We start from the raw sequence: 22,481 nt of genomic DNA, 5'->3' as shown, positions 1-22,481 counted from the left end.
ATGGCTATCAGCATCAAGGGCAAGGGGAAGACGGTTCAGCGCAAGCGCCGTCACTTCCGCCTGCGCAAGAAGATCTCGGGCACCACTGCGCGTCCGCGCCTGGTCGTGACCCGTTCGTCCCGTCACATGGTGGCGCAGATCGTGGACGACACCGTCGGCAAGACGCTCGCCTCCGCCTCGACTCTCGAGGCAGACGTGCGTGCGCTGGATGGCGACAAGACCGCGAAGGCCACCAAGGTCGGAGAGCTTGTCGCTGAGCGCGCCAAGGCTGCCGGCATCGACACCGTGGTCTTCGACCGCGGAGGCAACAAGTACCACGGTCGTGTGGCCGCGGTCGCAGACGGCGCCCGAGAGGGTGGCCTGGCTCTGTAGCCGGGTCCAGATAAGGAATTCGTATGGCTGACAACAGCAACCGTCGCGGCAATGGCCGCGGCAACGAGCCTGACAACAAGTTCATCGAGCGCGTGGTCACCATCAACCGCGTGTCCAAGGTCGTGAAGGGTGGTCGTCGCTTCAGCTTCACCGCCCTCGTGGTCGTGGGCGACGGTGAAGGCAACGTCGGTGTGGGTTACGGCAAGGCCAAGGAGGTGCCCTCGGCAATCTCCAAGGGTGTCGAAGAGGCAAAGCGGAACTTCTTCCGTGTGCCTCGCATCCAGGGCACCATCCCGCACGTGGTGCAGGGTGAGGCCGCGGCCGGCGTCGTGTTCCTGCGTCCCGCCGCTCCCGGTACCGGTGTGATCGCGGGTGGTCCCGTGCGCGCCGTGCTCGAGTGCGCTGGCATCCACGACGTTCTGTCGAAGTCGCTCGGTTCGTCCAACGCGATCAACATCGTGCACGCCACCGTCGCGGCCCTCAAGGGTCTCGAGCAGCCTGAGGCTGTCGCGGCTCGCCGCGGCAAGGCCGTGGAGGACGTGGCGCCTGCCGCGATGCTCCGCGCTCAGGCAGCGGGGGTGAAGTAACCATGGCACGACTGAAGGTCCAGCAGAAGAAGTCGATCATCGGCGTCAAGCCGCAGCACCGCGAGACCATGCGGTCGCTCGGCCTGAAGCGGATCGGCGACATCGTCGTGAAGGAAGACCGTCCCGAAATTCGCGGGATGGTCAAGGCGGTTGACCACCTGGTCACCGTGGAGGAGGTTGAGTAATGGCTGAGGAGAAGAAGACTCCCGCCGACGAGACCGCGGAGAAGCCCGCGGCGAAGAAGCCTGCTGCAAAGAAGGCCACCTCGTCGACCGCGGCTAAGAAGCCCGCTGCCAAGAAGGCCACGGCCTCCAAGGCGACTGCGGCCAAGAAGGCGGACGCGGCTGACAAGCCCGCTGCCAAGAAGGCTGCTCCCAAGAAGGCTGCTGCAGCTGAGCCCGAGGCCAAGGTCTCGACGCTCAAGATGCACCACCTGCGTCCCGCCGAGGGTGCCCACACCAAGAAGACCCGCGTGGGTCGTGGTGAGGCATCGAAGGGTAAGACCGCAGGTCGCGGTACGAAGGGAACGGGTGCCCGTTACCAGGTGCCCGAGCGCTTCGAGGGCGGCCAGACGCCGATCCACATGCGCATCCCCAAGCTGCCCGGCTTCAAGAGCCCGTTCAAGGTCTACTACCAGGTCGTGAACGTCTCTCAGATTGCCGAGCTCTTCCCCAAGGGCGGCAAGGTCACCAAGGCTGACCTCGTCGACAAGGGTGCCGTGCGTCGCAACCAGCCCGTCAAGGTGCTGGGCGACGGCGAGATCTCGGTCAAGGTGGAGATCGTGGACGCGGACAAGGTTTCGCAGTCCGCGAAGTCCAAGATCGAGGCCGCCGGCGGTTCGGTGAACGAGGGCTAGCAGACTAGAGTCGGGGGCGGGCCGCGCGCAGGCGTGGCCCGCCCCGCTCAATTGGCCCGACGTTGGGCCCAACCTGTGGAGGATCAATGCTGAAAGGCTTCGTGAGCGCGTTCCGGACCCCGGATCTGCGCAGGAAGCTGTTGTTCACGCTGGGCATCATCGTCGTCTACCGTATGGGCGTCGCGATTCCCACCCCGGGCGTGGACTACGAAAACGTCCAGCTATGTGCGGCGACGGCCTCGAGTAACTCGGCCTTCGCGATCCTGAACCTCTTCTCAGGTGGAGCGTTGCTCCAACTTTCGATCTTCGCCCTGGGCATCATGCCCTACATCACGGCGTCGATCATCGTGCAGCTGCTGCGCGTTCTGATTCCTCGCTTCGAGACCCTCTACAAGGAGGGCCCAGAAGGCCAGGCCAAGCTCACGCAGTACACGCGCTACATCACCTTGGGATTCGCAGCTCTGCAGTCCGCGTCCTACGTGACGCTGGCCCGCAACGACGCGTTCTTCCCGGGCTGTGCTTACCCGATTGTGCCCAACGATTCGTGGTACATGATCGCGGTCATGATCTTGACGATGACCACGGGCACCGTGATCATCATGTGGCTCGGTGAGCGCATCACCGAGCGCGGTGTCGGTAACGGAATGTCGCTCCTGATCTTCACCTCGATCGCCGCGTCGTTCCCCGGCGCAGCGTCGACCATCTGGAACTCCTCGGACGGCGTGCGCAACACCATCCTCGTGCTCCTGCTGGTCCTTGCGATCATCGCGGTCGTGGTGTTCGTCGAGCAGTCGCAGCGCCGCATTCCGGTCCAGTACGCCAAGCGCATGGTCGGGCGCCGGATGCTCGGTGGCTCATCGACGTACATCCCGATGAAGATCAACATGGCGGGAATCATCCCCGTGATCTTTGCGTCCTCGTTGCTGATGCTGCCCACCGTCATTGTGCAGTTCTCCGGCAATGATCCCGCTGAGTGGGTCCTGTGGATGCAGACTCACGTCGCGGACCCGGGCTCGCCGCTGAACATCGCTCTGTTCACCTTGCTCATCATCTTCTTCGCGTACTTCTACACCGCGATTACGTTCAACCCCACGGACGTCGCGGACAACATGAAGAAGTACGGCGGCTTCGTTCCCGGCATCCGCCCGGGCAAGCCCACGGCCGACTTCCTCGGCTATGTCCTGTCGCGCATCACCGCCGCCGGATCGCTGTACCTGGCGATCGTGGCGCTCCTGCCGACCGTGGTGTTCGTGGCCCTCGGGCTGAGCACCTCAATCCCATTCGGCGGTGCGTCGGTCCTCATCCTCGTGGGTGTGGGTCTTGACACCGTCAAGCGCATCCAGTCGCAGCTGGAACAGCGCCACTACGAAGGGTTCTTGAAGTAATGCGTATTGTCCTCCTCGGTCCTCCCGGAGCCGGCAAGGGTACCCAGGCAGCTCGCCTCGCTGAGCGCTACGGCATCCCCGCCATCTCGACGGGCGACATCTTCCGCGCAAACGTGTCCGGCAAGACTGACTTGGGCCGCAAGGCTCAGGAGTACATGTCTGCAGGAGCACTGGTCCCGGACGAGATCACGAACGCGATGGTGCGCGACCGTCTGCAGGCTGCAGATGTCGCTCCCGGGTTCTTGCTGGATGGCTACCCGCGCAATCCCGAGCAGGCCGTTGAACTCGACGGCATGCTTGCTGACCTAGGCGTGAACCTCGATGTCGCCATCGAGATCACCGCGGACAGCGATGAGGTCACGCAGCGCCTGCTGAAGCGAGCCGAGATCGAGGGACGGTCAGACGACACCGAGCCCGTGATCCGCAAGCGCTTGTCTGTCTACGCGACGCAGACCGCTCCGCTGACGGCATTCTTTGAGGGCCGTGGCCTGCTGGTGCAGGTGGACGGTTTGGGTGACATCGACGCGGTCACCGAGCGCATCGTTTCATCCGTCGAGTCCCGCTGACGCGCGGGCGTTACCGCGATGGCACAGCGCATCGAGTACAAGACCCGGGAGCAAATGCGGGTCATGGCCCGCGCCGGCGTCATCGTTGAGCGCGCACTCGCTGCCGGTCGTGCAGCCGCCGTCGCTGGCGCCACCACCGCGGACATTGACGCGGCGACCTCCTCCGTCATCTCTGATGCAGGAGCGACGTCGAACTTCAAGGGCTATCACGGCTTCCCGGCGACCGCCTGTGTCTCCGTGAACGAGGAAATCGTGCACGGCATCCCCGGTGAACGCGTCCTCGTTGAGGGGGACGTGGTCTCCATTGATTGCGGTGCGATCGTCGACGGGTGGCACGGCGACTCCGCGGTGACCTTCATCATTGGCGAACCGCAGTCCGCGAGGGATGTCGAACTCGTTGAGCAGACGCGCCGCTCGCTGTGGGCGGGCATTGCCGCCTTGGCGACCGCGACCCGCTTGGATGAAGTTGGCGCAGCAATTGAGGACGTGGCCGATGCCGCGGGCCTCCATCCACTCGTTGGTTACGTGGGTCATGGGATCGGCACTGAGATGCACCAGCCCCCGGATGTGCTGAACTACCGCACCCGCGGTCGGCATCCTCGAGTGAAGCCAGGCATGTGCCTGGCGATCGAGCCGATGCTCGTGTTGGGCACCGAGGACAGCCGGGTCTTGGACGATGACTGGACGATCGTGTCCGCTGATGGTTCCCGGGGCGCGCACTGGGAGCACTCCATCGCTGTGCATGACGATGGCATCTGGGTCCTCACTGCGTCCGACGGTGGCGCTCAGGGCTTGGCCCCCTTCGGAGTCACTCCAGCACCCTTGTAGTCCCGCATACGGTGTGAGGCATTGCACGCGCAGTAACAGGACCTTTACACCCACGCCATGGTGGTGACACGGCGCGTCGATAGCGTCGGACCCAAGGGAAGGCGCGAACCGCGCGCCCGGCCTGGGGAGGTCAATCATGGCTCGAGGTTTCCAGTACGCGCCCGGTGCCAGCGATGAGGTTGCCGTTGCGCAACAGCCCGTTCTGCACCGGACCGAGATGACTGCGCTGTCGCAGAGCAGGAACGTGGTCGTGCGTGAAGCGATCGCCGCGCGCGACGACCTTCCGCTCGGAGTGATGGTGACGATGGCGCATGATCGTGCGACCGATGTCCGTGCCGCCCTTGCAGGCAACCCGCGTGTCTCGGCGACCATCCTGGAGCACCTCGCGGGTGACCGTCACGTCCCTGTGCTCGAGGCTCTTCTCGCGAACCCTGTGACACCGCTGGCGTTGGTCGAACGTCTGGCCTTTCACCGCAAGGATCAGGTGAGGCTGGCGGCCGCCGCGCGTCTCAACGACACAACGGCGCCCCACGCGGCGGCGCCGCGTACCACCGCCGTCCACCTGCACGGACCCATTCCTGACGAACACGTGCCGGCCGCAGTGCCCGCTGACGAGCTGTCCGCAGGAGCAGCTGGCGGCGACGCAGGCGCCTCGGAACGTGAGGACTGGACACCCGAGCAACTACTCGCCGCAGGTGCCGAACACACGGTGGTGCGATTCCCTGACGGCCGCGCCGTGCAGCCAGCGGCGGACGCTGCACCTCAGCCGCGCCCGACCCGGACCGCGCCCATTCGCGGATTCCGGATCACCGACTAGACACCCGCCCGGCTGCGCCACCTACCCACCTGCTCACCTGCTCACCTGCACGACCTAACCACCGGGCGTGTACCGCCAGGTCCGTCCCAGCATCGGCCCTCCAGCCCAGGCCCAGATACCCGCCCATGCCGCCGCGGCTCCCGGGCCAAAGTTTGGCCTCATGTTCATTCTTCGTGCACGTAAAGGACAGCCTTCAGTCACTCTGCCCACGTAACGTAGCCCCTCAATACCAGGTGCAACGCTCCCAGTCGGGGCAGTGCCGATGAGGAGGTATGCATGCCAAGGGGAGCGGATGACGGCTCATGGTCCCGGGCGTATATGGCCGGATCCGGCTTGTCACTGCAGCGGCGCGGGAGCACGGAGTCACCTGACCGGCACATCGCCGAGGGCGCGGACCTGACGCGTGAGCGCATGGTCGAGCTGGCAAGCCATCGCGACCCTGCTGTGCGAGAGGCGATTGCCCGGCGAGCGGATTGTCCCTTCGGCGTCTTGGCTGCACTCGCCCATGACTCGCGGCCTACGGTGCGTGGCGCTGTTGCCTCCCACCCGCGGGCGGGCACCACTGTGCTGGAGTTCCTCGCCGCAGACCGCGATGCCTTCGTCGTCAAGGCTGTGGTGCGCAACCCTGCGACCGACGGTGCGATCTTGGACGGGCTCAGCCGCCACCGGCGTGAAGAGGTGCGCTACCTGGTCAGCAAGGTGCAGACGGAGCGCGAAGGGGGAGACCAGGTCGCTGCCGTCGCCGCGCCGCTCCTGCGCAGCACAGTGGCGACGCGCCTCCACGCGCAGGACTCAGACGAGGTCGCTCCTGCGACACCGCAGCACCAGAGCCCGGAGCGCAAACACGCGCCAGCGACGCTCGCGCCCCGTCCGGTTGCGGGCCGGCGCGCGCCGGTGGTGCCCACGGTCTCGCCGCGGCTTGGCGGCCTGCCAACCACCGGCGCGATCATCCTGCCTGGCGGGACTATCGAGGCCTAAGAACTGAAGGATTCGTCACTTCACCCTTTTTGTCCTTCCTTTCCACGCATACGAGCCCTAGCATGAGGGCACAGTCAAAGCACCCCTCAGATGTGGAGCTTGAGTCGTGGACCAGTCACAGACCGTCAATGATGGCGTTGTGCCAGCGCGCGCGCCCGTTGTCGCGGATGACCTGATGCGCCATGCCGCTGACCGCGATCCGCTCGTGCGCGCGAGCGCCGCGGCGAGCATTGACTGCCCGGTAGCGCCTTTGACAGCGTTGGCGTACGATCCTTCAGCGGATGTTCTTCACGCTCTCGTGAAGAACCCGCGCACGCCGTCGTCGGTCATCCGGCGACTGGCTGACCACCGCAATGCTGCGGTAGCGGAGGCCGCGACACAGCGCCTTCGTACGAGTTTTCGGTCCTAGCTGATCCGGCACCGCTGACACGCGACGTCGGCGGGCACGGAGTGCCCTACGGCGTGTCTAGTGGACGAACTCGCGTGCCTGTGGTTGAGACACAGGCCAACCTCGCGTATAGTGGATAGTCGGGCGTTTTGCCGCGCCCGAAAACCAGTCAACAAATGTGAGTGGAGTTCATGGCCAAGAAAGACGGAGTCATCGAGGTCGAAGGCACTGTGGTCGAGGCGCTTCCCAATGCGTCGTTCCGTGTGGAACTGACCAACGGGCACCTCGTCCTCGCGCACATCTCGGGCAAGATGCGACAGCACTACATCCGAATCCTCCCTGAGGACCGGGTCGTGGTCGAGTTGAGCCCGTACGACCTGTCCCGCGGCCGCATCGTCTACCGCTACAAGTGATCGTCGCCCCCGGCGCGCCCTGAACGGGCCGCGTCCAGGCACGCCGAGAGCGAAGAAGGAATCATGAAGGTTAAGCCCAGCGTCAAGCCCATCTGCGACAAGTGCAAGGTGATCCGTCGCAATGGCCGTGTCATGGTCATTTGCGACAACCTGCGCCACAAGCAGCGTCAGGGCTAGACACACACAAGAAGACCGCGTTCAGGCAGCCGCAAGGCAGCCCTCGGCTCGGAGGCCGAGGCCCGCACCATATCCCGCGGGAAGTCTGAGCGTCAGACCTCCGACTACTGAGGAGTAGAAACAGAACAATGGCACGCATCGTAGGCGTCGACCTCCCGCGCGACAAGCGCATGGAGATCGCGCTCACTTACATCTATGGCATCGGCCGCACCCGCGCTCAGGAGATCCTGGCCGCCACGGGCATCAGCGCAGACCTGCGCGTGAAGGACGCCGGTGACGCCGAGCTGGTCGCTATCCGCGACTTCATCGAAGCCAACTTCCAGGTTGAGGGTGACCTTCGCCGTGAGGTGCAGGCCGACATCCGCCGCAAGGTGGAGATCGGTAACTACCAGGGACTGCGCCACCGTCGTGGCATGCCGGTCCGTGGTCAGCGCACCAAGACCAACGCCCGCACTCGCAAGGGCCCCAAGAAGACCGTCGCCGGAAAGAAGAAGTAAGCCATGGCCGCACCCACTCGTAAGCCGCGCAAGAAGATCAAGAAGACCGTCGCGCACGGTCAGGCGCACATCAAGTCGACCTTCAACAACACGATCATCTCGATCACGGACCCCTCGGGCGCCGTGGTGTCGTGGTCGTCGTCTGGTCAGGTGGGCTTCAAGGGTTCGCGTAAGTCGACCCCGTACGCCGCCCAGATGGCAGCCGAGGCTGCTGCTCGCCGTGCGCAGGACGCTGGCATGAGCAAGGTCGACGTGTTCGTCAAGGGCCCGGGTTCGGGCCGCGACACCGCGATCCGCTCGCTCACGGCTGCCGGCCTTGAGGTCACCTCCATCAAGGACGTGACTCCTCAGGCCCACAACGGCTGCCGTCCGCCCAAGCGCCGCCGCAACTAGCGAACGGTGGTGACTGCCGCCTGAGTAGGTGGCAGTCACCACGCCTCGTCGTTCGGGCCGGCTACGACCCGAATCCTTTCAAACTGAAGAACTCCCACCCTGGCGGACAGAACCCGGCAGGTTTGCGAGCATCAAATAGCGGGTGCTCGGAAAGGAAATGAACCGTGCTGATCGCACAGCGTCCCACGCTGACCGAGAAGGTCATTTCGGACAACCGTTCGCAGTTCTCTCTCAAGCCGCTCGAGCCTGGCTTCGGCTACACGCTCGGCAACTCGCTCCGCCGTACCCTGCTGTCGTCCATCCCGGGCGCTGCAGTGACGTCGGTGCGTTTCGAGGGAGTCCTCCACGAATTCACGACTATCGAGGGCGTGAAGGAGGATGTCACCGAGATCCTGCTGAACCTGAAGAACCTGGTTGTCTCCTCCGACCACGACGAGCCCGTCGTCATGTACCTGCGCAAGTCGGGTGCTGGCGCCGTGACTGCTGCGGACATCGCTCCGCCGGCTGGCGTCGAGATCCACAACCCTGACCTCCACGTCGCCACCCTCAACTCGAAGGCTAAGTTCGAGGTCGAGTTGACCGTCGAGCGTGGCCGTGGCTACGTGCCTGCGGCGATGAACAAGAGCTACGACGCGGAGATCGGCCAGATCCCCGTTGACTCGATCTACTCGCCGGTGCTCAAGGTCACCTACAAGGTGGAAGCCACCCGTGTGGCTCAGCGCACCGACTTCGACGAGCTGATCATCGACGTCGAGACCAAGAACGCCATCTCGCCGCGCGACGCCGTGGCCTCTGCTGGTTCGACCCTGGTCGAGCTGTTCTCGCTCGCCAAGGGCCTGAACGAGGCGGCCGAGGGTATCGAGATCGGTCCTTCGGATTCCGAGGAGACTCTGGAAGAGGACTACAACCAGCCCATCGAGGAGCTGAACCTCACCCAGCGTTCGTACAACTGCCTCAAGCGTGAGGGCATCCACACTGTGGGCGAACTCACCGCGCGTTCCGAGGCAGACCTCATGGACATCCGAAACTTTGGCCAGAAGTCCATCACCGAGGTGAAGGAAAAGCTCGCTGAGCTTGGCTTCAGCCTCAAGGACGGCGGCACCGAGTACGACGGCGGCTCCGCGGCCGGCGTGTACTTCTCGGGCAGCGACCAGTAACAAGGAGAACTAAGCACAATGCCTACCCCCACGAAGGGTGCCCGCCTCGGCGGTGGTCCTGCGCACGAGCGTCACATGCTGGCGAACCTCGCGCAGAGCCTGTTCGAGCACGGCCGCATCACGACCACCGCGACCAAGGCCAAGCGTCTGCGTCCCTACGCCGAGCGCCTCATCACCTTCGCTAAGCGTGGCGACCTCGCCTCGCGCCGCAAGGTGCTGGGCATCATCTCGGACAAGGGTGTCGTGCACACCCTGTTCACCGAGATTGGCCCCGGCTTCGCTGAGCGCGACGGTGGCTACACCCGCATCACGAAGGTCGGTACCCGCAAGGGCGACAACGCCCCCATGGCGGTCATCGAGCTCGTTGAGTTCGGCGCCCCCGCAAAGAAGGCCGTCAAGGCTGAGGCGGAGAAGGCAACCAAGAAGGCTGCTCCCAAGAAGGCCGCCAAGGCCGAGGAGAAGTCCGTCGAGGACGCCACGTCGATCGACGCCGAGGCCAGCGAGCCCGAGGTGAAGGCCGAAGAGGCCGTCGCCGAGCACGCTGACGCTCCGGCCGAGGGTGAAGACAAGTAACACGGGCCGATGCGCGGGCTTGCCCGCGCTGTGAGCTGACACAAGGCGGGCTCTCATGACCAACACCACTGGTGAGGTCGTGAGGGCCCGCCTTGTTTTGTCCTACGACGGGACCGACTTCGCGGGTTGGGCCACGCAGCCGGCGCTGCGCACGGTTCAGGGGGAGTTGGAGGATGCCCTTGCGCGCGTCATCCGCGACCCCGCAACGGGGGAGTCGTTGGCCCCGCGGCTAACGGTGGCGGGGCGCACTGACGCGGGTGTCCATGCACGCCATCAGGTGGCCCACGTCGACATTCCCACGGCCGCGTGGACGCTGCTTCCCGGCCGGAGCGATCGCACTCCCGCACAGGGGCTGCGCGCGCGTCTGGACGGTGTCTCGCCGCCAGACGTCACCATCCACGAAGCTGTGGAGGCGCCGCCAGGATTCGACGCACGTTTTTCCGCGACCCAGCGCCGCTATGCCTACCGGATTTGCGACCGACGCGAGCTGCGTGACCCCCTCAGTCGCCGTCACGTCCTGTGGCACGACGAGGCCCTCGACGTCGATTCCCTGAACCGCGCGTCGGCCACCCTGACGGGGCTACGAGACTTCACGCCGTTTTGCAAGGCACGCGAAGGCGCGACCTCGATTCGGGACCTCACCGAGTTCAGCTGGGCGCGTGTGGACACTGGGCCCGACGAGGGGCTCGTCGTGGCGACCGTGAAGGCCGATGCGTTCTGCCACTCGATGGTCCGCGCGCTCGTGGGCGCAGTGCTGCCGGTGGGGATGGGACGTCGTGACCTCGAGTGGCTGGCCCAGGTCGCGACCGCAGCGAGCCGGTCATCGGCCATCGCGGTTGCGCCCGCTCACGGGCTGACGTTGGAGCAGGTGACGTACCCGGCCGATGCCGATCTGGCGGCCCGTGCCGAGGTCACCCGGGCGCGCCGCACCACCCCGCCTCCGCAGTCGTCCTGATCACGAACAGTCTCCAAGAGACTGAGAAAGTGACCTTCTAGCGTGGCTCTCGGGGCCGGTGAGCGGTGTCCTGACGGCGCGTCCGCGGCGCGACCCTGGGGGGAGATACGCACGTGAACGACGAGACCCCGACGAGGCGGACTGAGCGCGGCTCGTCGTCCGCCCCTCACACCGTCGGATCGCGCTCGCACGGCACCCAACCAGCCCCAGGCGGGCGGGCATGGTGGCTGCGAGAGAACTGGCGCCGGTGGCTGACGTGGCTAGCGCTCGCGTCCGTCGTGATGGCTGTGGCGGCGCTCGGGTTCGCGGGGGCGTGGAGCGCTTCAGTGCCAGCGGATGTGAGCACGGCGATGATCTGGGCGTGGGGGGTGACCGCCGCGGTTCGCTACCTCATCGCAGCGGTGCTCATCTGGCTCAATGCCACGACGAACGCCCCTGGATGGCTTGCGATCGTGTACGTCGTTGGCCTGGTGGGCACAGGGATCATCGAATTCGCTCTGTTCACGATCGCCCTGGCTGTCGCGGGCGCAGGGGGCTGGGTGCTGGCGCTGTGGCTGGTGGGCACAGGCGTCGGCACAGTCCTCACAGGAGTCGGCCTCATCTGGCCCGGTATGCTGGCACTGGCGCAGCACGGTGAGCAGCGCGCGGCGCGGATGTAGGCTCCGCGGGCTTGGGCCACAGCCGTGAATTGACCGTTGTGCCTCCGGGCCGGTAGACTCGTTCGCTGTTGTGCGTTCCACGAGGAATGGTGCCTCCCACTCGCCTGAGCCTTAAGGATCCGCCGACCGAACCAACCCGGTGGCTGAGACAGCCACCACCCACCTGACCAGTGAAGAAGGCTTAACAGTGCGTACGTATTCCCCCAAGCCGGGTGACGTGACCAAGAACTGGTACGTCATCGATGCAACTGACGTGGTGCTCGGTCGTCTGGCCTCCCAGGCTGCTACGCTGCTCCGCGGCAAGCACAAGGCGACCTTTGCTCCCCACGTCGACGGCGGCGATTTCGTCATCGTGATCAACGCGGAAAAGGTGTCGCTGTCCGGCACCAAGGCGACCGACAAGATGGTCTACCGCCACTCCGGTTACCCGGGCGGCCTCTCCGCAGTGCCGATCGGCGAACTGCTCGAGAAGAACCCGCAGCGCGTCATCGAGAACGCCGTCAAGGGCATGCTGCCCAAGACCAAGCTGGGCGCCGCTCAGATTTCTAAGCTCAAGGTCTACGCTGGCCCCGAGCACCCCCACGCCGCGCAGCAGCCGCAGGCGTTCGAGATCACCCAGGTCGCGCAGTAGCGCCGGCAGGACATAAGGACTGATTGAAGTGGCAGACGTGACTGACACCGTCGAGAACGACACCCCCACCGAGTACACCTCCGAGTCCGCGCCCGAGCGTGGCAAGGGTACTTCGGCCATCGCCCCCGGCGCCGGCCTCGGCCGCCGCAAGGAGGCCATCGCACGCGTGCGCCTGGTTCCCGGCTCCGGCCAGTGGAAGATCAACGGACGCACCCTTGAGGACTACTTCCCGAACAAGGTGCACCAGCAGCTCGTGAACGACCCGTTCGCGCTCCTCGACATCGAGGGCAAGTTCGACATCCACGCTCGCATCGTTGGCGGCGGCCCCTCGGGCCAGGCCGGCGCGCTGCGCCTGGGTGTTGCTCGTGCGCTGAACGAGATCGACGCGGAGACCAACCGTCCCGCACTGAAGAAGGCGGGCTTCCTGACCCGCGACGCCCGTGTGGTGGAGCGCAAGAAGGCTGGTCTGAAGAAGGCCCGCCGCGCGCCTCAGTACTCGAAGCGTTAATCTGCCGCGCATGGCGCGACTTTTCGGCACGGACGGGGTCCGCGGCCTAGCGAACCGTGACATCACGGCAGAGCTGGCCGTGGGCCTCTCTGTGTCTGCAGCTCGGGTCCTCGCGGAGCGCGGTGACTTTTCCGGTCACCGCCCCCGCGCGGTCCTGGGCCGCGACACCCGTATTTCCGGTCAGTTCCTGTCCCACGCGGTCGCGGCGGGACTCGCGTCAGCAGGCGTGGATGTGCTGGACGTAGGCGTGCTTCCCACGCCCGGCGTCGCCTTCCTCACGGCCTCGACAGGCGCGGACCTCGGCGTGGTCATTTCCGCGTCTCACAACCCCATGCCCGACAACGGCATCAAGTTCTTCGCCAGCGGCGGGCACAAGCTCGACGACGGGATCGAGGACGCGATCGAGGCCAAGATCGGCGAGCAGTGGGCACGCCCCATTGGCGAGTCCGTCGGCTCGATCCGCGACGCCTCCCACCTAGCCCAGGACTATGTCACCCATGTCGTGGACGCCGTGCGCACCTTTGCTGGCACGGACGCGCCGCTCGCGGGCGTCACGATGGTCGTCGACACCGCGCATGGTGCCGCCTCAACGGTCGGCCCGCGCGCCCTCGAAGCGGCAGGCGCGACCGTCCACGTGGCACACGCCTCGCCCAACGGCTTCAACATCAACGACGGCGTGGGATCGACCCACATGCAGTCTCTGCAGGCTGAGGTTGTCGCCCGCGGCGCTGACCTGGGCGTGGCCTACGACGGCGACGCCGACCGCTGCCTGGCAGTCGACCACACCGGCGCCGTGGTCAACGGCGACGAGATCATGGGCATCCTCGCTATCGCAATGAAGGAAGCCGGCACGCTGTATCACGACACGCTCGTGGCCACCGTGATGAGCAACCTGGGACTACAGCGGTCCATGGAGCGCTCTGGCATTCAGATGATCGAGGCCGCCGTGGGAGACCGCTATGTGCTCGAAGCCATGCGCGAGGGCGGCTACACGCTAGGTGGCGAACAGTCCGGACACATCATTGCGTCGGAGTTCGCGACCACTGGCGATGGCGTACTCACCAGCCTGCTGCTGGGCGCGCGGGTGGCCGCTGCCGGCCCACTGCGAGAGCAGTGTGCAGCGATCGAGTCGCTGCCCCAGGTCCTCACCAACGTCAAGGATGTGGACCGTGCCCGCGTCTACAGCGACCGCCGCGTCCAAGAGGCCGTGACGGCCTCGCGGCGCGAGCTGGGTAACGGCGGCCGCGTGCTCCTACGCCCCTCCGGCACCGAGCCGTTGGTCCGTGTCATGGTCGAAGCCACCACAGCGGAAGACGCACAACGCCACGCAGATGCGCTAGCCGCAGTGGTACGGGAGTCGCTCGCCCTTTCGTGACGCCCGGCATGTGGTGCGTTTGGCGAGGTAACAGCGGTTCCCGTCCCGGGCATCGGCCCTATCAGGGGGATCCCCTATCGCGCGCGTGCGTCAGCCCTGGAAGACTAGCCGCGTGAACGACCCCTCGTTTGCAGACTGGATTCTGCACTTTTCCTCAACGGCGGAGGAGTACATCCTCGCGTTGATGGATTCCCTCTGGATCTACCCCGGGGTGTTCGCCCTGACGGTCATTGACGGCTTCTTCCCGGTCGTGCCCAGCGAGTCAATCATCATCGCCACCACGTCTGCCTGGGTGCACGACGGGCAGCCGATGATCTGGCTCATCTGGATCTGCGCCGCGGTGGGTGCCTGGGCCGGCGACCAGATCGCTTACCTCCTTGGCGCCAAACTCGACGTCCGCAAGTTCCGCATCTTCCGCACGCCACGTGGCAAGCGGTCACTCGACTGGGCCGAACACGCGCTTGAGAAGCGCGGCGCGACGTTCATCGTGGCTGCTCGCTTTGTTCCCATGGGGCGCTTCGCCGTGAACGTGGGCGCGGGTGCCTTGCGCTACCCGCACCGCCGGTTCATGGGCATGGACGCCATTGGTGCAGTGCTGTGGGCGACGTATTCGATCCTGATCGGCTGGTTCTTCGGGGCGCTCTTCGAGGACAACCTTCTGCTGTCGATCATCATTGGGCTCATCGGTGGTGTCGCACTAGGCGTCTTGGTCGAGAAGATTCTGAACAAGCTCGGCATCACGGAACCTGAGTTGCCAGACCTCGCTTCCGACATTGCGAGCCTTCAGACCCCCGAGCAGCGCGCCAAGGCAGAGCAACTTGAGCGCGAAAAAGCCGCCCGGCGCGAGGCCCGGGAAGCGCGCCGCGAGGAACGCCGCGGGGGCACGGACGGCGAAGGCGACGTCGAGCACGGCCACGACTTAGATGCCAGCGACGCGGCCAACGACACCGATGACGCCGACCACCCGTCTGACCGCCGGGACGGGGCATGAGGGTCGCACCGTGACCGTGCTGATCGAACTGTGCGTCGATAGCGAAGAGGCGATCGACGCGGCGCTCGAGGGAGGCGCGGACCGCCTCGAGGTGTGCGTTGACCTCGCGGTGGGCGGACTCACGCCACCGTCGGCGCTGGTCGAATATGCGCTGGCTGCAGCCCCGCGCGCGGGGGTGCATGCCCTGATGCGGTCCTCGGGCGACGGGTTCGTGGTGCCCCCAGACCAGGTGCGCGACCTGTGCGAACGGATGGCAACCTGGCGGCACGAGTGGCCCGAGCATCGGCTGGGATTCGTGGTGGGCGCCGTGCGCCGCGACGGGGAGCTCGATGAGGACGCGGCTCGTGCCTTCCGCGACGCCGCGGGTGAGGCGCCGCTGACCTTTCACCGAGGAATCGACTCCACACGCGATCCCCTGGCCGCCACCCGAACCCTGGCAACCCTAGGCTTCGATCGCGTGCTCACGACCGGTGCCGCCGGCTCAGTGGCCGACGTCGCCGGACTTGCGGCGATGGGCGCGGCAGCGGGGGAGCGCATGACGATTCTTGGCTCTGGGGGAGTGCGCGCGCATTCGGTCGTCGATATCGTCACACGCGCCGGGTTGCGCGAGGTGCACATGCGCGCGCCCCGGGCGGATGGCTCCGGCACTGATGCCGCTGAAGTGGCGGCGATTGTGGCCGCGCTCGCTGACGCCGGGTTGCGCTGACGGCGGGTCGCGCTGACGCCGGGTTGCGCTGACGGCGGGCTGCGCAGAGGCGCTGAGCGGTAGCGCTCGCCTCAACCCGCCCGTGCCACGCGCTACAGCTTGCGCATGTGGACGGACTCCACCTCGTGGTTGGTGCCCTTGGACAGAATGATCGTGGCGCGCGATCGCGTGGGGGCGATGTTGCGCGCGAGGTTGGGGGCGTTGATGGAGTCCCAGATCTGCCCTGCTCGCTCGACCGCCTCTTCATCCGACAGATTCGCGTAGTTGATGAAGTAGGAGTCGGGGCGGGAGAACGCCGTTGACCGTAGCGACAAGAAGCGCTCGATGTACCAGCGGCGCACGTCCGTGGGTTCGGCGTCGACGTAGATCGACACATCGAAGTAGTCCGAGACGGCGAGCGCAGTCTCGTCCAGGTCGCGTGGGCCCGCCGGTTGGAGGACGTTGAGGCCCTCCACAATGAGAATGTCTGGGGCGTGCACGCTCGCGACCTCGCCCGGGACAATGTCGTAGGTGATGTGCGAGTAGACCGGGGCGTGGACCTCCGGGGCGCCTGACTTCACGTCGGCAATGAACTGTCGCAGCGCCCGGCGGTCGTACGACTCCGGGAAACCCTTGCGCTGCAACAGGCCGCGTTCGCGCAGCACAGCGTTGGGGTGAAGGAAGCCATCGGTGGTGATGAGCTCGACGCGGGGCGAGCCTGGCCAGCGGGCCATCAGTTCTCGCAGGACGCGCGCTGTCGTTGACTTGCCGACGGCGACGGATCCGGCGATGCCGATCACGTACGGGGTGCGCCGGGTGCGCTCTCCCAGGAAGGCGCTCGTAGCATCGTGCAACCCCCCGACCGCGGATGAGTACAGGTCAAGCAGGCGGGACAGCGGCCGGTAGATGCGGTCAACCTCGTGAAGGTCGATGGGGTCGCCGAGCCCGCGCACACGGGTGATGTCTTCCTGCGTCAGCGGCAGGGGGGTGGCGTCTGCCAGGGCCGCCCACTCGTCACGCGTGAAGGTCGTGAAGGGGGTGATGGCTTCCGCTGAGGTTCGCTCATTCACTCGCCCATTCTTGCGCATGTGCGCTTTCTCGCCGTCCCCGAACCCTCGCCCCCTCCGCCAAATGGAACCATTTCGCTGTTATAGCTCCGCGTAACAGCGAAATGGTTCCATTTGGCGAGGAGGTGGGTGGCGTGGCGTCCGAGGGGTGGCCGGCCACGTAAACTCGTCGCCATGTGCGGAATTGTTGGATATGTCGGCAAATTGGGTGACGGGCAACGCGCGAGCGCCGTCGTGATGGGCGGGCTCGCCCGCCTTGAGTACCGCGGGTACGACTCTGCGGGCATCGCGCTTGTGTCCGAGGACCTCGAACGGGTCGCGACCGCGAAGAAGGCCGGCAAACTCGCGATGCTTGCCGCCGAACTCGAGGAGCGCCCCCTGCCTGAAGGTACGGCGGCGATCGGCCACACCCGGTGGGCTACCCACGGCCCGCCCACCGATGCGAACGCGCACCCTCACCTCGCGGCAGGTGGACGGATCGCGATCATTCACAACGGCATCATCGAAAACCACGGCGCCCTGCGCACGGAGCTCGCGCAGTCCGGGATCGACTTCTTGTCGGACACCGATACCGAAGTGGCGGGACACCTGCTGGGCTCGCTCGTCGAATCCGGACTGAGCCTTCCTGACGCCATGCGCGCCACGGCGCGTCGTCTCGAAGGCGCCTTTACGCTCCTCGCGGTTGACGCCACCGACCCTCACACGGTCGTGGGGGCGCGCCGCAACTCTCCCTTGGTGGTCGGCCTGGGCGAAGGCGAGAACTTCCTGGGCTCCGACGTGGTCGCGTTCATCGAGCACACCCGTACGGCACTCGAACTCGGGCAAGACGAGGTCGTGACCATCACTCCTGACGAAGTCGTCGTGACCGATGCCAACGGTGAGACGGTCGAACGGGAGCCGTACCACGTCGACTGGGACGCCGCCGCTGCCGAGAAGGGCGGCTTCGACACCTTTATGGACAAGGAGATCCACGACCAGCCCGCGGCCGTGGCCGACACCCTGCGCGGCCGCCTCGACGAGCGTGGACGCCTCAAGCTCGACGAGGGCATTGTCGACGAGTACATCTTGAAGTCGGTCGACAAGATCATCGTCATTGCGTGTGGCACGGCCGCCTACGCAGGCCAGGTCGCCCGCTACGCGATCGAGCACTGGACGCGCGTACCGGTCGAGGTCGAGCTCGCGCACGAGTTCCGCTATCGCGATCCCATTGTGTCCGTGAAGACCTTGGTGGTCGCGGTCAGCCAATCCGGCGAGACCATGGACACCATCATGGCGGTCAGGCACGCGCAGCAGCAGGGCGCGACAGTGATCGGCATCGTCAACGCTCAGGGCTCCACGATCGCCCGCGAAGCCGATGCCGTGCTGTACACCCGCGCAGGACCGGAGATCGCGGTCGCATCCACCAAGGCGTTCCTGGCCCAGATCACCGCCGGCTACCTGCTTGGCATCTACCTCGCCGAACTGCGCGGCAACAAGTTCCCCGACGAGATCGACGCACTGCTGCGTGAGTTGGATGAGATCCCCGCGAAGATTCAGCGCGTCCTCGATACCTCCGCGCCCATCCGTGAGGTCGCGCGGTCCATGGCGAACGAGCAGACGGTCCTCTTCCTGGGCCGCCACGTGGGGTTCCCGGTCGCGATGGAGGGCGCCCTCAAGCTCAAGGAGCTGGCGTACATCCACGCAGAGGGCTTTGCCGCTGGCGAGCTCAAGCATGGGCCCATCGCGCTGGTGGAGCAGGACCAGCCCGTCTTTGTGGTGGTGCCCTCCCCGCGGGGCCGGGAGTCGCTGCACTCGAAGGTGCTGTCCAACGTTCAGGAGGTCCGCGCGCGCGGCGCGCGCACGCTGGTGATTGCTGAAGAGGGAGACACGGTCGCGGCCGACCATGCCGCGCACGTGTTCTACGTGCCCAGCGCACCTGTGCTGATGACGCCGCTGCTGTCTGTGATCCCTTTGCAGATCTTCGCACTCGAACTCGCCGCGGCGAAGGGCTATGACGTCGACCAGCCGCGTAACCTAGCGAAGTCGGTGACTGTCGAGTAGAGGAGCGCGCATGGCCGTGAAGGGCGTCGGTATCGACGTAGTCGCCATCGATCGATTCGAGGACACGGTCCGCAAGTCCCCTACCTTTGTCGAGCGCATCTTCACGCCCTCCGAGCGGGAGTTCGGCACGGCGTCGTTGGCCGCGCGGTGGGCGGCCAAGGAGGCGCTCGCGAAGGCGTTGGGCGCTCCTGCTGGTCTGCATTGGCACGACTGCGAGGTCCTGCGAGAAGATGGTGGTCGCCCCCACCTCGTGATGCGAGGATCGGTGGCCGACCGCGCGGCCGCGTTGGGCATCTCCCACGTGCACGTGTCGCTGTCGCATGATGCTGGCATCGCCTCGGCCGTGGTCGTGGCGGAAGGAGACTGATGAGCGCGCTCGCGATTGCTGTCGATTACGACGCGATCACTGACAACGTTCGCACCTTGCGTGCCCGTGCCGCGGACGCTGAGGTGATGGCCGTCGTGAAGGCCGATGCGTACGGTCACGGCTTGCTGCCGTCAGCGGCAGCGGCTCGCAAGGGTGGGGCAACCTGGCTGGGCGTCGCGCAGCCGTCGGAGGCGCTGGCGTTGCGCGCGGCAGGGGACAGCGGACGCATCTTCACGTGGCTCTACGGCACGGAGGTGCCGGCCCGTGCCTTGATCGCGGCAGACGTCGACCTCTCGGTCAACTCCGCCGAGGTGCTCGGCGAGATTATCGCCGTCGCGCGCGACCTCACCGTGGCGCCCCGAATCCACATCTGCGTCGACACCGGTCTGGGTCGCGAAGGGGTGACCCTCCACGACTTGCCGGGGCTCCTGTCCGTCGCACAGGCGGCTCAAGCCGAGGGCCTGCTGCGCATTGCGGGCATGTGGTCACACCTCGCGTGGGCCGATCAGCCGGGACACCCCACCATCAACCTGCAGGCGGAGAACTTCCGATCCGCCGTGGTGTTGGCGGAGGAGCGGGACATCGACCTCGAGGTGCGCCACCTGGCGAACTCGGCATGCACGCTGACGCGACCCGATTTGCACTTTGACCTGGTGCGCCCCGGGATCGCGACGTACGGGCTCCCTCCGGTCGAGGACCCGGACGGCGCGAACTTTGGTCTGCGTCCCGCGATGGCGGTGCGGTCCCGAGTGGTGCTCGTCAAGGACGTGCCCGAGGGTCAGGGCGTGAGCTATGGGCACGAGTACGTCACCCCCTACCGCACCACCTTGGGGTTGGTGAGTGCCGGGTACGCTGACGGAGTCTTCCGGGCCGCGGGCAACCGCGCGGAAGTGGAGATCCGCGGGCGTCGCTATCGCATTGCGGGGCGGGTGTGCATGGACCAGTTTGTCGTCGACCTGGGACCTGCGACGCAGGTGTGCGAAGGCGACGTGGTCACGCTCGTGGGGCCAGACGGGCCCACCGCCCGCGACTGGGCCACGGCCGTGGACACCATCGACTACGAGATTGTCTGCCGCTTTGGTGGACTGCGAGACAAGGAGAGCGCGTGAGCGCCCACACGCACACCATTGCCGACGCTGACCAGATGCGCACGTTCGCGGCGGATGTCATTGCGCCACTGCTGCTTCCAGGGGACTTGATCATTCTCACCGGCGATCTTGGCGCGGGGAAGACCACGTTCACGCAGGGCCTGGGAGACGCGCTCGGTGTGCGCGGACCGGTAGCGAGCCCGACGTTCATCATCGCGCGCACCCACCCGTCCGAGGTGGGCGGTCCTGGCCTCATCCACGTCGACGCATACCGCCTGGGTTCGCTGGCTGAGCTCGATGACCTGGACCTGGACTCCACGCTTGAGGACTCCATCACCGTGGTGGAGTGGGGGGAGAACAAGGCGGAAACCCTCGCCGCGGATCGCCTTCACCTCACGCTGGCTCGTGAACGGGGCGGGGACGTTGATTTGGCCAACCCCGATCAGGGGGTGAGGGAGGTCACCATCGCCGCCCACGGTCCGCGCTGGGCAGGCGTGACCTTCGCTCACAACTAGGCTAAGTACCGTGATTCTCGCCATTGACACCTCCGCAGCGGTCGCCGTCGCGCTGCTGCGCGACAACGACGTGGTGGCCGAGCGGGCCGAGTTTGCGCCCCGCGGTCACGCAGAACTGCTCAGCGGCTTTCTTGATTCGGTAATGGCCGATGCCGGGGTCACCGGGGCGGACATCACGGACATCGTGGTGGGCACCGGGCCGGCGCCATTTACGGGTCTGCGCGTGGGCCTGGTGTCCGCGCGGACGCTTGGCTTCGCTTGGGACGTGCCCGTCCATGGCGTGTGCTCGCTTGACGCGCTCGCGGCATTCCACGGTGGGGAGGTCACGGTGGTGGCCGATGCCCGTCGCAAAGAGGTCTACTCCGCCACCTACCGAGATGGCGAACGGTTGTCCGGCCCGCAGGTGAGTGCACCAGGCGACGTTGACGTCCTGGGTGATGTCGTCGGCCGGGGCGCACTGCTGTACCCGGAGGCTTTTCCTCACGCGCAGGCGGGGGATCCCGACCCGGCTTGGCTCGGGCGGGTGTACGCCGCGCGTCGCAAGGCGGGCGTCACGGACTTCCCGGTTGAGCCCATGTATCTTCGCCGCCCTGACGTGCACGGGGTGCCCGGCGCTTGATCGGCGTGACAGGCGACCTGGACCCGGACGCCGAGGTGGCCATTCGTGACCTCGTCGATGAAGACCTGGATTGGGTCGCGCAGCGCGAACGTGACATCTTTGGGCTGTCTGCCTGGTCACTGTCGCTTATCCGTGAGGATTTCTTTCACGGCTTTTCGCGCTGGCGTGGCATCGAGGTCGAGGGGCTGCTATCGGGATACGCGGTGTATGGCTATGAAGGCGACGCGTTTCACCTCATGAACCTTGCAGTGGTGCCGGAGGCGCGGAGGCAGGGCCTCGCCCGTACGCTCGTCGAGGACTTCCTCGCGGAAGCGAGGCGGCTCGGTGCTCCGGACGCATGGCTAGAAGTGGCGACCACCAATCGCGGGGCCCTTGCCTTGTACCGGTCGTTCGGTTTCGAGGACGTGCGCGTGAGGCCGCGCTACTACCAGCCCGAGGGGCTCGATGCGCTCGTCATGCGCCTGCGTCTGCGCGGCGCTGCTCCAGCAGCGCAATGAACTCATCGGCCATCGACAGGGTCCGCTCGAGTTTGGCCCGCCGCTCCCGCGCCAACTCAAGATAGTCCGCTAACTTATTCTGGACATCGGCCGTCGCCGTGTCCCCGAGGGCCTCCGCCAGGGCGAGAACCTCACCCATCTCGTCGAGCGAAAAGCCCAGGGGCTTCATGCGCCGCACGAGCATGATCCTTTCGATGTCGGCCTCCGTATAGAGCCGGAATCCGCCGTCAGAGCGCCCCGAGGGCGTCACGAGCCCCACTTCGTCATAGTGGCGCAGGGTGCGCAGCGACAACTCCGTGCGCTCGGCGACGGCGCCGATGTGGAGGGTGGCTGCTGGATCGGGCGCGGGCATGGGTCCATTCTTCCGTGTGATCGGGTGAGGTCGGCTCTACCCTCACGTTAGGGTAGGGTTGCTCCGGCCTTGGCGCCCCCGCGCCCCGGCCCAGCGCGAAGCCGCGCGACGACCCTCCCGGACTGCCGGGGCTAACGATGCCACG

General features: G+C 66.2%; 31 protein-coding genes. 29 read left to right on the top strand and 2 right to left on the bottom strand.

The genetic code is table 11. From position 1 onward, the window contains the following. From rplR to AOP75_RS03175, 23 genes are all read left to right on the top strand, one after another. A complete protein-coding gene (gene rplR, locus AOP75_RS03285) occupies window positions 1-372 on the top strand; it encodes a 50S ribosomal protein L18 (RefSeq protein WP_062076916.1) in 372 nt (123 codons plus the stop codon). A gap of 23 nt (window positions 373-395) precedes the next feature. Then, a complete protein-coding gene (rpsE, locus tag AOP75_RS03280) occupies window positions 396-959 on the top strand; it encodes a 30S ribosomal protein S5 (RefSeq protein WP_062076915.1) in 564 nt (187 codons plus the stop codon). Window positions 960-961: 2 nt separating this feature from the next. Beyond that, window positions 962-1,144 (top strand): 50S ribosomal protein L30, encoded by a 183-nt coding sequence (rpmD, locus tag AOP75_RS03275; protein WP_062076914.1) that lies wholly within the window; start codon window positions 962-964, stop codon window positions 1,142-1,144. Continuing rightward, the gene (rplO, locus tag AOP75_RS12345; protein WP_083966659.1) at window positions 1,144-1,815 is read left to right on the top strand and encodes a 50S ribosomal protein L15; all 672 of its coding nucleotides are present in this window, start codon (window positions 1,144-1,146) and stop codon (window positions 1,813-1,815) included. The genes rpmD and rplO overlap by 1 nt, the downstream gene beginning before the upstream one ends. Before the next feature lie 86 nt (window positions 1,816-1,901). Continuing rightward, the gene (gene secY, locus AOP75_RS03265; RefSeq protein ID WP_062076913.1) at window positions 1,902-3,200 is read left to right on the top strand and encodes a preprotein translocase subunit SecY; all 1,299 of its coding nucleotides are present in this window, start codon (window positions 1,902-1,904) and stop codon (window positions 3,198-3,200) included. Continuing rightward, complete coding sequence (locus AOP75_RS03260; RefSeq protein ID WP_174435792.1) at window positions 3,200-3,766, top strand: adenylate kinase; 567 nt, start codon at window positions 3,200-3,202, stop codon at window positions 3,764-3,766. The genes secY and AOP75_RS03260 overlap by 1 nt, the downstream gene beginning before the upstream one ends. Before the next feature lie 18 nt (window positions 3,767-3,784). Then, complete coding sequence (map, locus tag AOP75_RS03255) at window positions 3,785-4,594, top strand: type I methionyl aminopeptidase (protein WP_062076912.1); 810 nt, start codon at window positions 3,785-3,787, stop codon at window positions 4,592-4,594. Window positions 4,595-4,730: 136 nt separating this feature from the next. After that, window positions 4,731-5,411 carry a hypothetical protein gene (locus AOP75_RS03250; RefSeq protein WP_062076911.1) on the top strand — a complete coding sequence of 227 codons (681 nt, stop codon included), beginning with the start codon at window positions 4,731-4,733 and terminating at the stop codon, window positions 5,409-5,411. A gap of 276 nt (window positions 5,412-5,687) precedes the next feature. After that, window positions 5,688-6,389, top strand: a complete 702-nt coding sequence (locus AOP75_RS03245; RefSeq protein ID WP_152649924.1) for a hypothetical protein — start codon at window positions 5,688-5,690, stop codon at window positions 6,387-6,389. 106 nt (window positions 6,390-6,495) lie between these two features. Then, window positions 6,496-6,798: a hypothetical protein gene (locus AOP75_RS03240; RefSeq protein ID WP_062076909.1), complete on the top strand. Its 303-nt coding sequence runs from the start codon at window positions 6,496-6,498 to the stop codon at window positions 6,796-6,798. A gap of 170 nt (window positions 6,799-6,968) precedes the next feature. Then, window positions 6,969-7,190 (top strand): translation initiation factor IF-1, encoded by a 222-nt coding sequence (gene infA / locus AOP75_RS03235; RefSeq protein WP_061960952.1) that lies wholly within the window; start codon window positions 6,969-6,971, stop codon window positions 7,188-7,190. Between the two features lie 63 nt (window positions 7,191-7,253). Next, window positions 7,254-7,367, top strand: a complete 114-nt coding sequence (rpmJ, locus tag AOP75_RS03230) for a 50S ribosomal protein L36 (RefSeq protein ID WP_061960951.1) — start codon at window positions 7,254-7,256, stop codon at window positions 7,365-7,367. Between the two features lie 128 nt (window positions 7,368-7,495). Beyond that, a complete protein-coding gene (rpsM, locus tag AOP75_RS03225) occupies window positions 7,496-7,864 on the top strand; it encodes a 30S ribosomal protein S13 (protein WP_062076908.1) in 369 nt (122 codons plus the stop codon). Between the two features lie 3 nt (window positions 7,865-7,867). Further along, complete coding sequence (gene rpsK / locus AOP75_RS03220) at window positions 7,868-8,257, top strand: 30S ribosomal protein S11 (RefSeq protein WP_061963598.1); 390 nt, start codon at window positions 7,868-7,870, stop codon at window positions 8,255-8,257. Window positions 8,258-8,421: 164 nt separating this feature from the next. Further along, window positions 8,422-9,414 (top strand): DNA-directed RNA polymerase subunit alpha, encoded by a 993-nt coding sequence (locus tag AOP75_RS03215; protein ID WP_062076907.1) that lies wholly within the window; start codon window positions 8,422-8,424, stop codon window positions 9,412-9,414. A gap of 18 nt (window positions 9,415-9,432) precedes the next feature. Then, the gene (rplQ, locus tag AOP75_RS03210) at window positions 9,433-9,987 is read left to right on the top strand and encodes a 50S ribosomal protein L17 (RefSeq protein WP_062076906.1); all 555 of its coding nucleotides are present in this window, start codon (window positions 9,433-9,435) and stop codon (window positions 9,985-9,987) included. 55 nt (window positions 9,988-10,042) lie between these two features. Then, window positions 10,043-10,942 carry a tRNA pseudouridine(38-40) synthase TruA gene (truA, locus tag AOP75_RS03205; protein ID WP_062076905.1) on the top strand — a complete coding sequence of 300 codons (900 nt, stop codon included), beginning with the start codon at window positions 10,043-10,045 and terminating at the stop codon, window positions 10,940-10,942. 113 nt (window positions 10,943-11,055) lie between these two features. After that, window positions 11,056-11,601, top strand: coding sequence for a hypothetical protein (locus tag AOP75_RS03200; RefSeq protein ID WP_062076904.1), 546 nt, complete (start codon window positions 11,056-11,058; stop codon window positions 11,599-11,601). A gap of 187 nt (window positions 11,602-11,788) precedes the next feature. Further along, on the top strand, window positions 11,789-12,232 hold the full coding sequence (gene rplM, locus AOP75_RS03195; RefSeq protein ID WP_062076903.1) for a 50S ribosomal protein L13: 444 nt from the start codon (window positions 11,789-11,791) through the stop codon (window positions 12,230-12,232). Between the two features lie 28 nt (window positions 12,233-12,260). Continuing rightward, window positions 12,261-12,740 carry a 30S ribosomal protein S9 gene (rpsI, locus tag AOP75_RS03190; protein ID WP_174435791.1) on the top strand — a complete coding sequence of 160 codons (480 nt, stop codon included), beginning with the start codon at window positions 12,261-12,263 and terminating at the stop codon, window positions 12,738-12,740. 10 nt (window positions 12,741-12,750) lie between these two features. Further along, complete coding sequence (gene glmM, locus AOP75_RS03185) at window positions 12,751-14,115, top strand: phosphoglucosamine mutase (protein ID WP_062076901.1); 1,365 nt, start codon at window positions 12,751-12,753, stop codon at window positions 14,113-14,115. 112 nt (window positions 14,116-14,227) lie between these two features. After that, window positions 14,228-15,106 carry a DedA family protein gene (locus tag AOP75_RS03180; protein WP_062076900.1) on the top strand — a complete coding sequence of 293 codons (879 nt, stop codon included), beginning with the start codon at window positions 14,228-14,230 and terminating at the stop codon, window positions 15,104-15,106. Between the two features lie 10 nt (window positions 15,107-15,116). Further along, entirely contained in the window at window positions 15,117-15,812 is a 696-nt protein-coding gene (locus AOP75_RS03175; RefSeq protein WP_161794525.1) for a copper homeostasis protein CutC, read from the top strand. Between the two features lie 92 nt (window positions 15,813-15,904). Here the strand turns inward: AOP75_RS03175 and coaA are convergent, their stop codons facing one another. Beyond that, the gene (coaA, locus tag AOP75_RS03170; RefSeq protein WP_062076898.1) at window positions 15,905-16,879 is read right to left on the bottom strand and encodes a type I pantothenate kinase; all 975 of its coding nucleotides are present in this window, start codon (window positions 16,877-16,879) and stop codon (window positions 15,905-15,907) included. A 153-nt stretch (window positions 16,880-17,032) separates the two neighbouring features. On the opposite strand from coaA, the gene glmS reads away from it, so the two are divergent. From glmS to AOP75_RS03140, 6 genes are read left to right on the top strand one after another with little or no spacing between them, the layout of a single operon-like run. Further along, window positions 17,033-18,898 (top strand): glutamine--fructose-6-phosphate transaminase (isomerizing), encoded by a 1,866-nt coding sequence (gene glmS, locus AOP75_RS03165; RefSeq protein ID WP_062076897.1) that lies wholly within the window; start codon window positions 17,033-17,035, stop codon window positions 18,896-18,898. 10 nt (window positions 18,899-18,908) lie between these two features. Then, a complete protein-coding gene (locus AOP75_RS03160) occupies window positions 18,909-19,265 on the top strand; it encodes a holo-ACP synthase (protein ID WP_062076896.1) in 357 nt (118 codons plus the stop codon). Beyond that, complete coding sequence (gene alr / locus AOP75_RS03155; protein WP_062076895.1) at window positions 19,265-20,374, top strand: alanine racemase; 1,110 nt, start codon at window positions 19,265-19,267, stop codon at window positions 20,372-20,374. Before AOP75_RS03160 ends, alr begins: the two co-directional genes overlap by 1 nt. After that, complete coding sequence (gene tsaE, locus AOP75_RS03150; protein ID WP_439645182.1) at window positions 20,371-20,868, top strand: tRNA (adenosine(37)-N6)-threonylcarbamoyltransferase complex ATPase subunit type 1 TsaE; 498 nt, start codon at window positions 20,371-20,373, stop codon at window positions 20,866-20,868. The genes alr and tsaE overlap by 4 nt, the downstream gene beginning before the upstream one ends. Window positions 20,869-20,878: 10 nt before the next feature. Beyond that, window positions 20,879-21,487: a tRNA (adenosine(37)-N6)-threonylcarbamoyltransferase complex dimerization subunit type 1 TsaB gene (gene tsaB, locus AOP75_RS03145; protein WP_062076894.1), complete on the top strand. Its 609-nt coding sequence runs from the start codon at window positions 20,879-20,881 to the stop codon at window positions 21,485-21,487. 5 nt (window positions 21,488-21,492) lie between these two features. Beyond that, window positions 21,493-21,984 carry a GNAT family N-acetyltransferase gene (locus AOP75_RS03140; RefSeq protein WP_236683108.1) on the top strand — a complete coding sequence of 164 codons (492 nt, stop codon included), beginning with the start codon at window positions 21,493-21,495 and terminating at the stop codon, window positions 21,982-21,984. On the opposite strand, the gene AOP75_RS03135 is transcribed toward AOP75_RS03140, so the two are convergent. After that, complete coding sequence (locus AOP75_RS03135) at window positions 21,941-22,336, bottom strand: MerR family transcriptional regulator (RefSeq protein ID WP_062076893.1); 396 nt, start codon at window positions 22,334-22,336, stop codon at window positions 21,941-21,943. The genes AOP75_RS03140 and AOP75_RS03135 overlap by 44 nt on opposite strands. Between the last annotated feature and the right edge of the window lie 145 nt (window positions 22,337-22,481).

Source organism: Demequina globuliformis, from assembly GCF_000975155.1.
In the GTDB taxonomy this organism is placed as follows: domain Bacteria; phylum Actinomycetota; class Actinomycetes; order Actinomycetales; family Demequinaceae; genus Demequina; species Demequina globuliformis.
The sequence above is the reverse complement of the archived record's forward strand: the minus strand, read 5'-3'. Positions and strand labels throughout refer to the sequence as shown.

Excerpts from the sequence above, each read along its gene's own strand:
- rplR (WP_062076916.1), top strand. The coding sequence starts at position 1 with ATGGCTATCAGCATCAAGGGCAAGGGGAAGACGGTTCAGCGCAAGCGC.
- rpsE (WP_062076915.1), top strand. The coding sequence starts at position 396 with ATGGCTGACAACAGCAACCGTCGCGGCAATGGCCGCGGCAACGAGCCT.
- rpmD (WP_062076914.1), top strand. The coding sequence starts at position 962 with ATGGCACGACTGAAGGTCCAGCAGAAGAAGTCGATCATCGGCGTCAAG.
- rplO (WP_083966659.1), top strand. The coding sequence starts at position 1,144 with ATGGCTGAGGAGAAGAAGACTCCCGCCGACGAGACCGCGGAGAAGCCC.
- secY (WP_062076913.1), top strand. The coding sequence starts at position 1,902 with ATGCTGAAAGGCTTCGTGAGCGCGTTCCGGACCCCGGATCTGCGCAGG.
- AOP75_RS03260 (WP_174435792.1), top strand. The coding sequence starts at position 3,200 with ATGCGTATTGTCCTCCTCGGTCCTCCCGGAGCCGGCAAGGGTACCCAG.
- map (WP_062076912.1), top strand. The coding sequence starts at position 3,785 with ATGGCACAGCGCATCGAGTACAAGACCCGGGAGCAAATGCGGGTCATG.
- AOP75_RS03250 (WP_062076911.1), top strand. The coding sequence starts at position 4,731 with ATGGCTCGAGGTTTCCAGTACGCGCCCGGTGCCAGCGATGAGGTTGCC.
- AOP75_RS03245 (WP_152649924.1), top strand. The coding sequence starts at position 5,688 with ATGCCAAGGGGAGCGGATGACGGCTCATGGTCCCGGGCGTATATGGCC.
- infA (WP_061960952.1), top strand. The coding sequence starts at position 6,969 with ATGGCCAAGAAAGACGGAGTCATCGAGGTCGAAGGCACTGTGGTCGAG.
- rpmJ (WP_061960951.1), top strand. The coding sequence starts at position 7,254 with ATGAAGGTTAAGCCCAGCGTCAAGCCCATCTGCGACAAGTGCAAGGTG.
- rpsM (WP_062076908.1), top strand. The coding sequence starts at position 7,496 with ATGGCACGCATCGTAGGCGTCGACCTCCCGCGCGACAAGCGCATGGAG.
- rpsK (WP_061963598.1), top strand. The coding sequence starts at position 7,868 with ATGGCCGCACCCACTCGTAAGCCGCGCAAGAAGATCAAGAAGACCGTC.
- rplQ (WP_062076906.1), top strand. The coding sequence starts at position 9,433 with ATGCCTACCCCCACGAAGGGTGCCCGCCTCGGCGGTGGTCCTGCGCAC.
- truA (WP_062076905.1), top strand. The coding sequence starts at position 10,043 with ATGACCAACACCACTGGTGAGGTCGTGAGGGCCCGCCTTGTTTTGTCC.
- glmM (WP_062076901.1), top strand. The coding sequence starts at position 12,751 with ATGGCGCGACTTTTCGGCACGGACGGGGTCCGCGGCCTAGCGAACCGT.
- coaA (WP_062076898.1), bottom strand. The coding sequence starts at position 16,879 with ATGCGCAAGAATGGGCGAGTGAATGAGCGAACCTCAGCGGAAGCCATC.
- glmS (WP_062076897.1), top strand. The coding sequence starts at position 17,033 with ATGTGCGGAATTGTTGGATATGTCGGCAAATTGGGTGACGGGCAACGC.
- AOP75_RS03160 (WP_062076896.1), top strand. The coding sequence starts at position 18,909 with ATGGCCGTGAAGGGCGTCGGTATCGACGTAGTCGCCATCGATCGATTC.
- alr (WP_062076895.1), top strand. The coding sequence starts at position 19,265 with ATGAGCGCGCTCGCGATTGCTGTCGATTACGACGCGATCACTGACAAC.
- AOP75_RS03135 (WP_062076893.1), bottom strand. The coding sequence starts at position 22,336 with ATGCCCGCGCCCGATCCAGCAGCCACCCTCCACATCGGCGCCGTCGCC.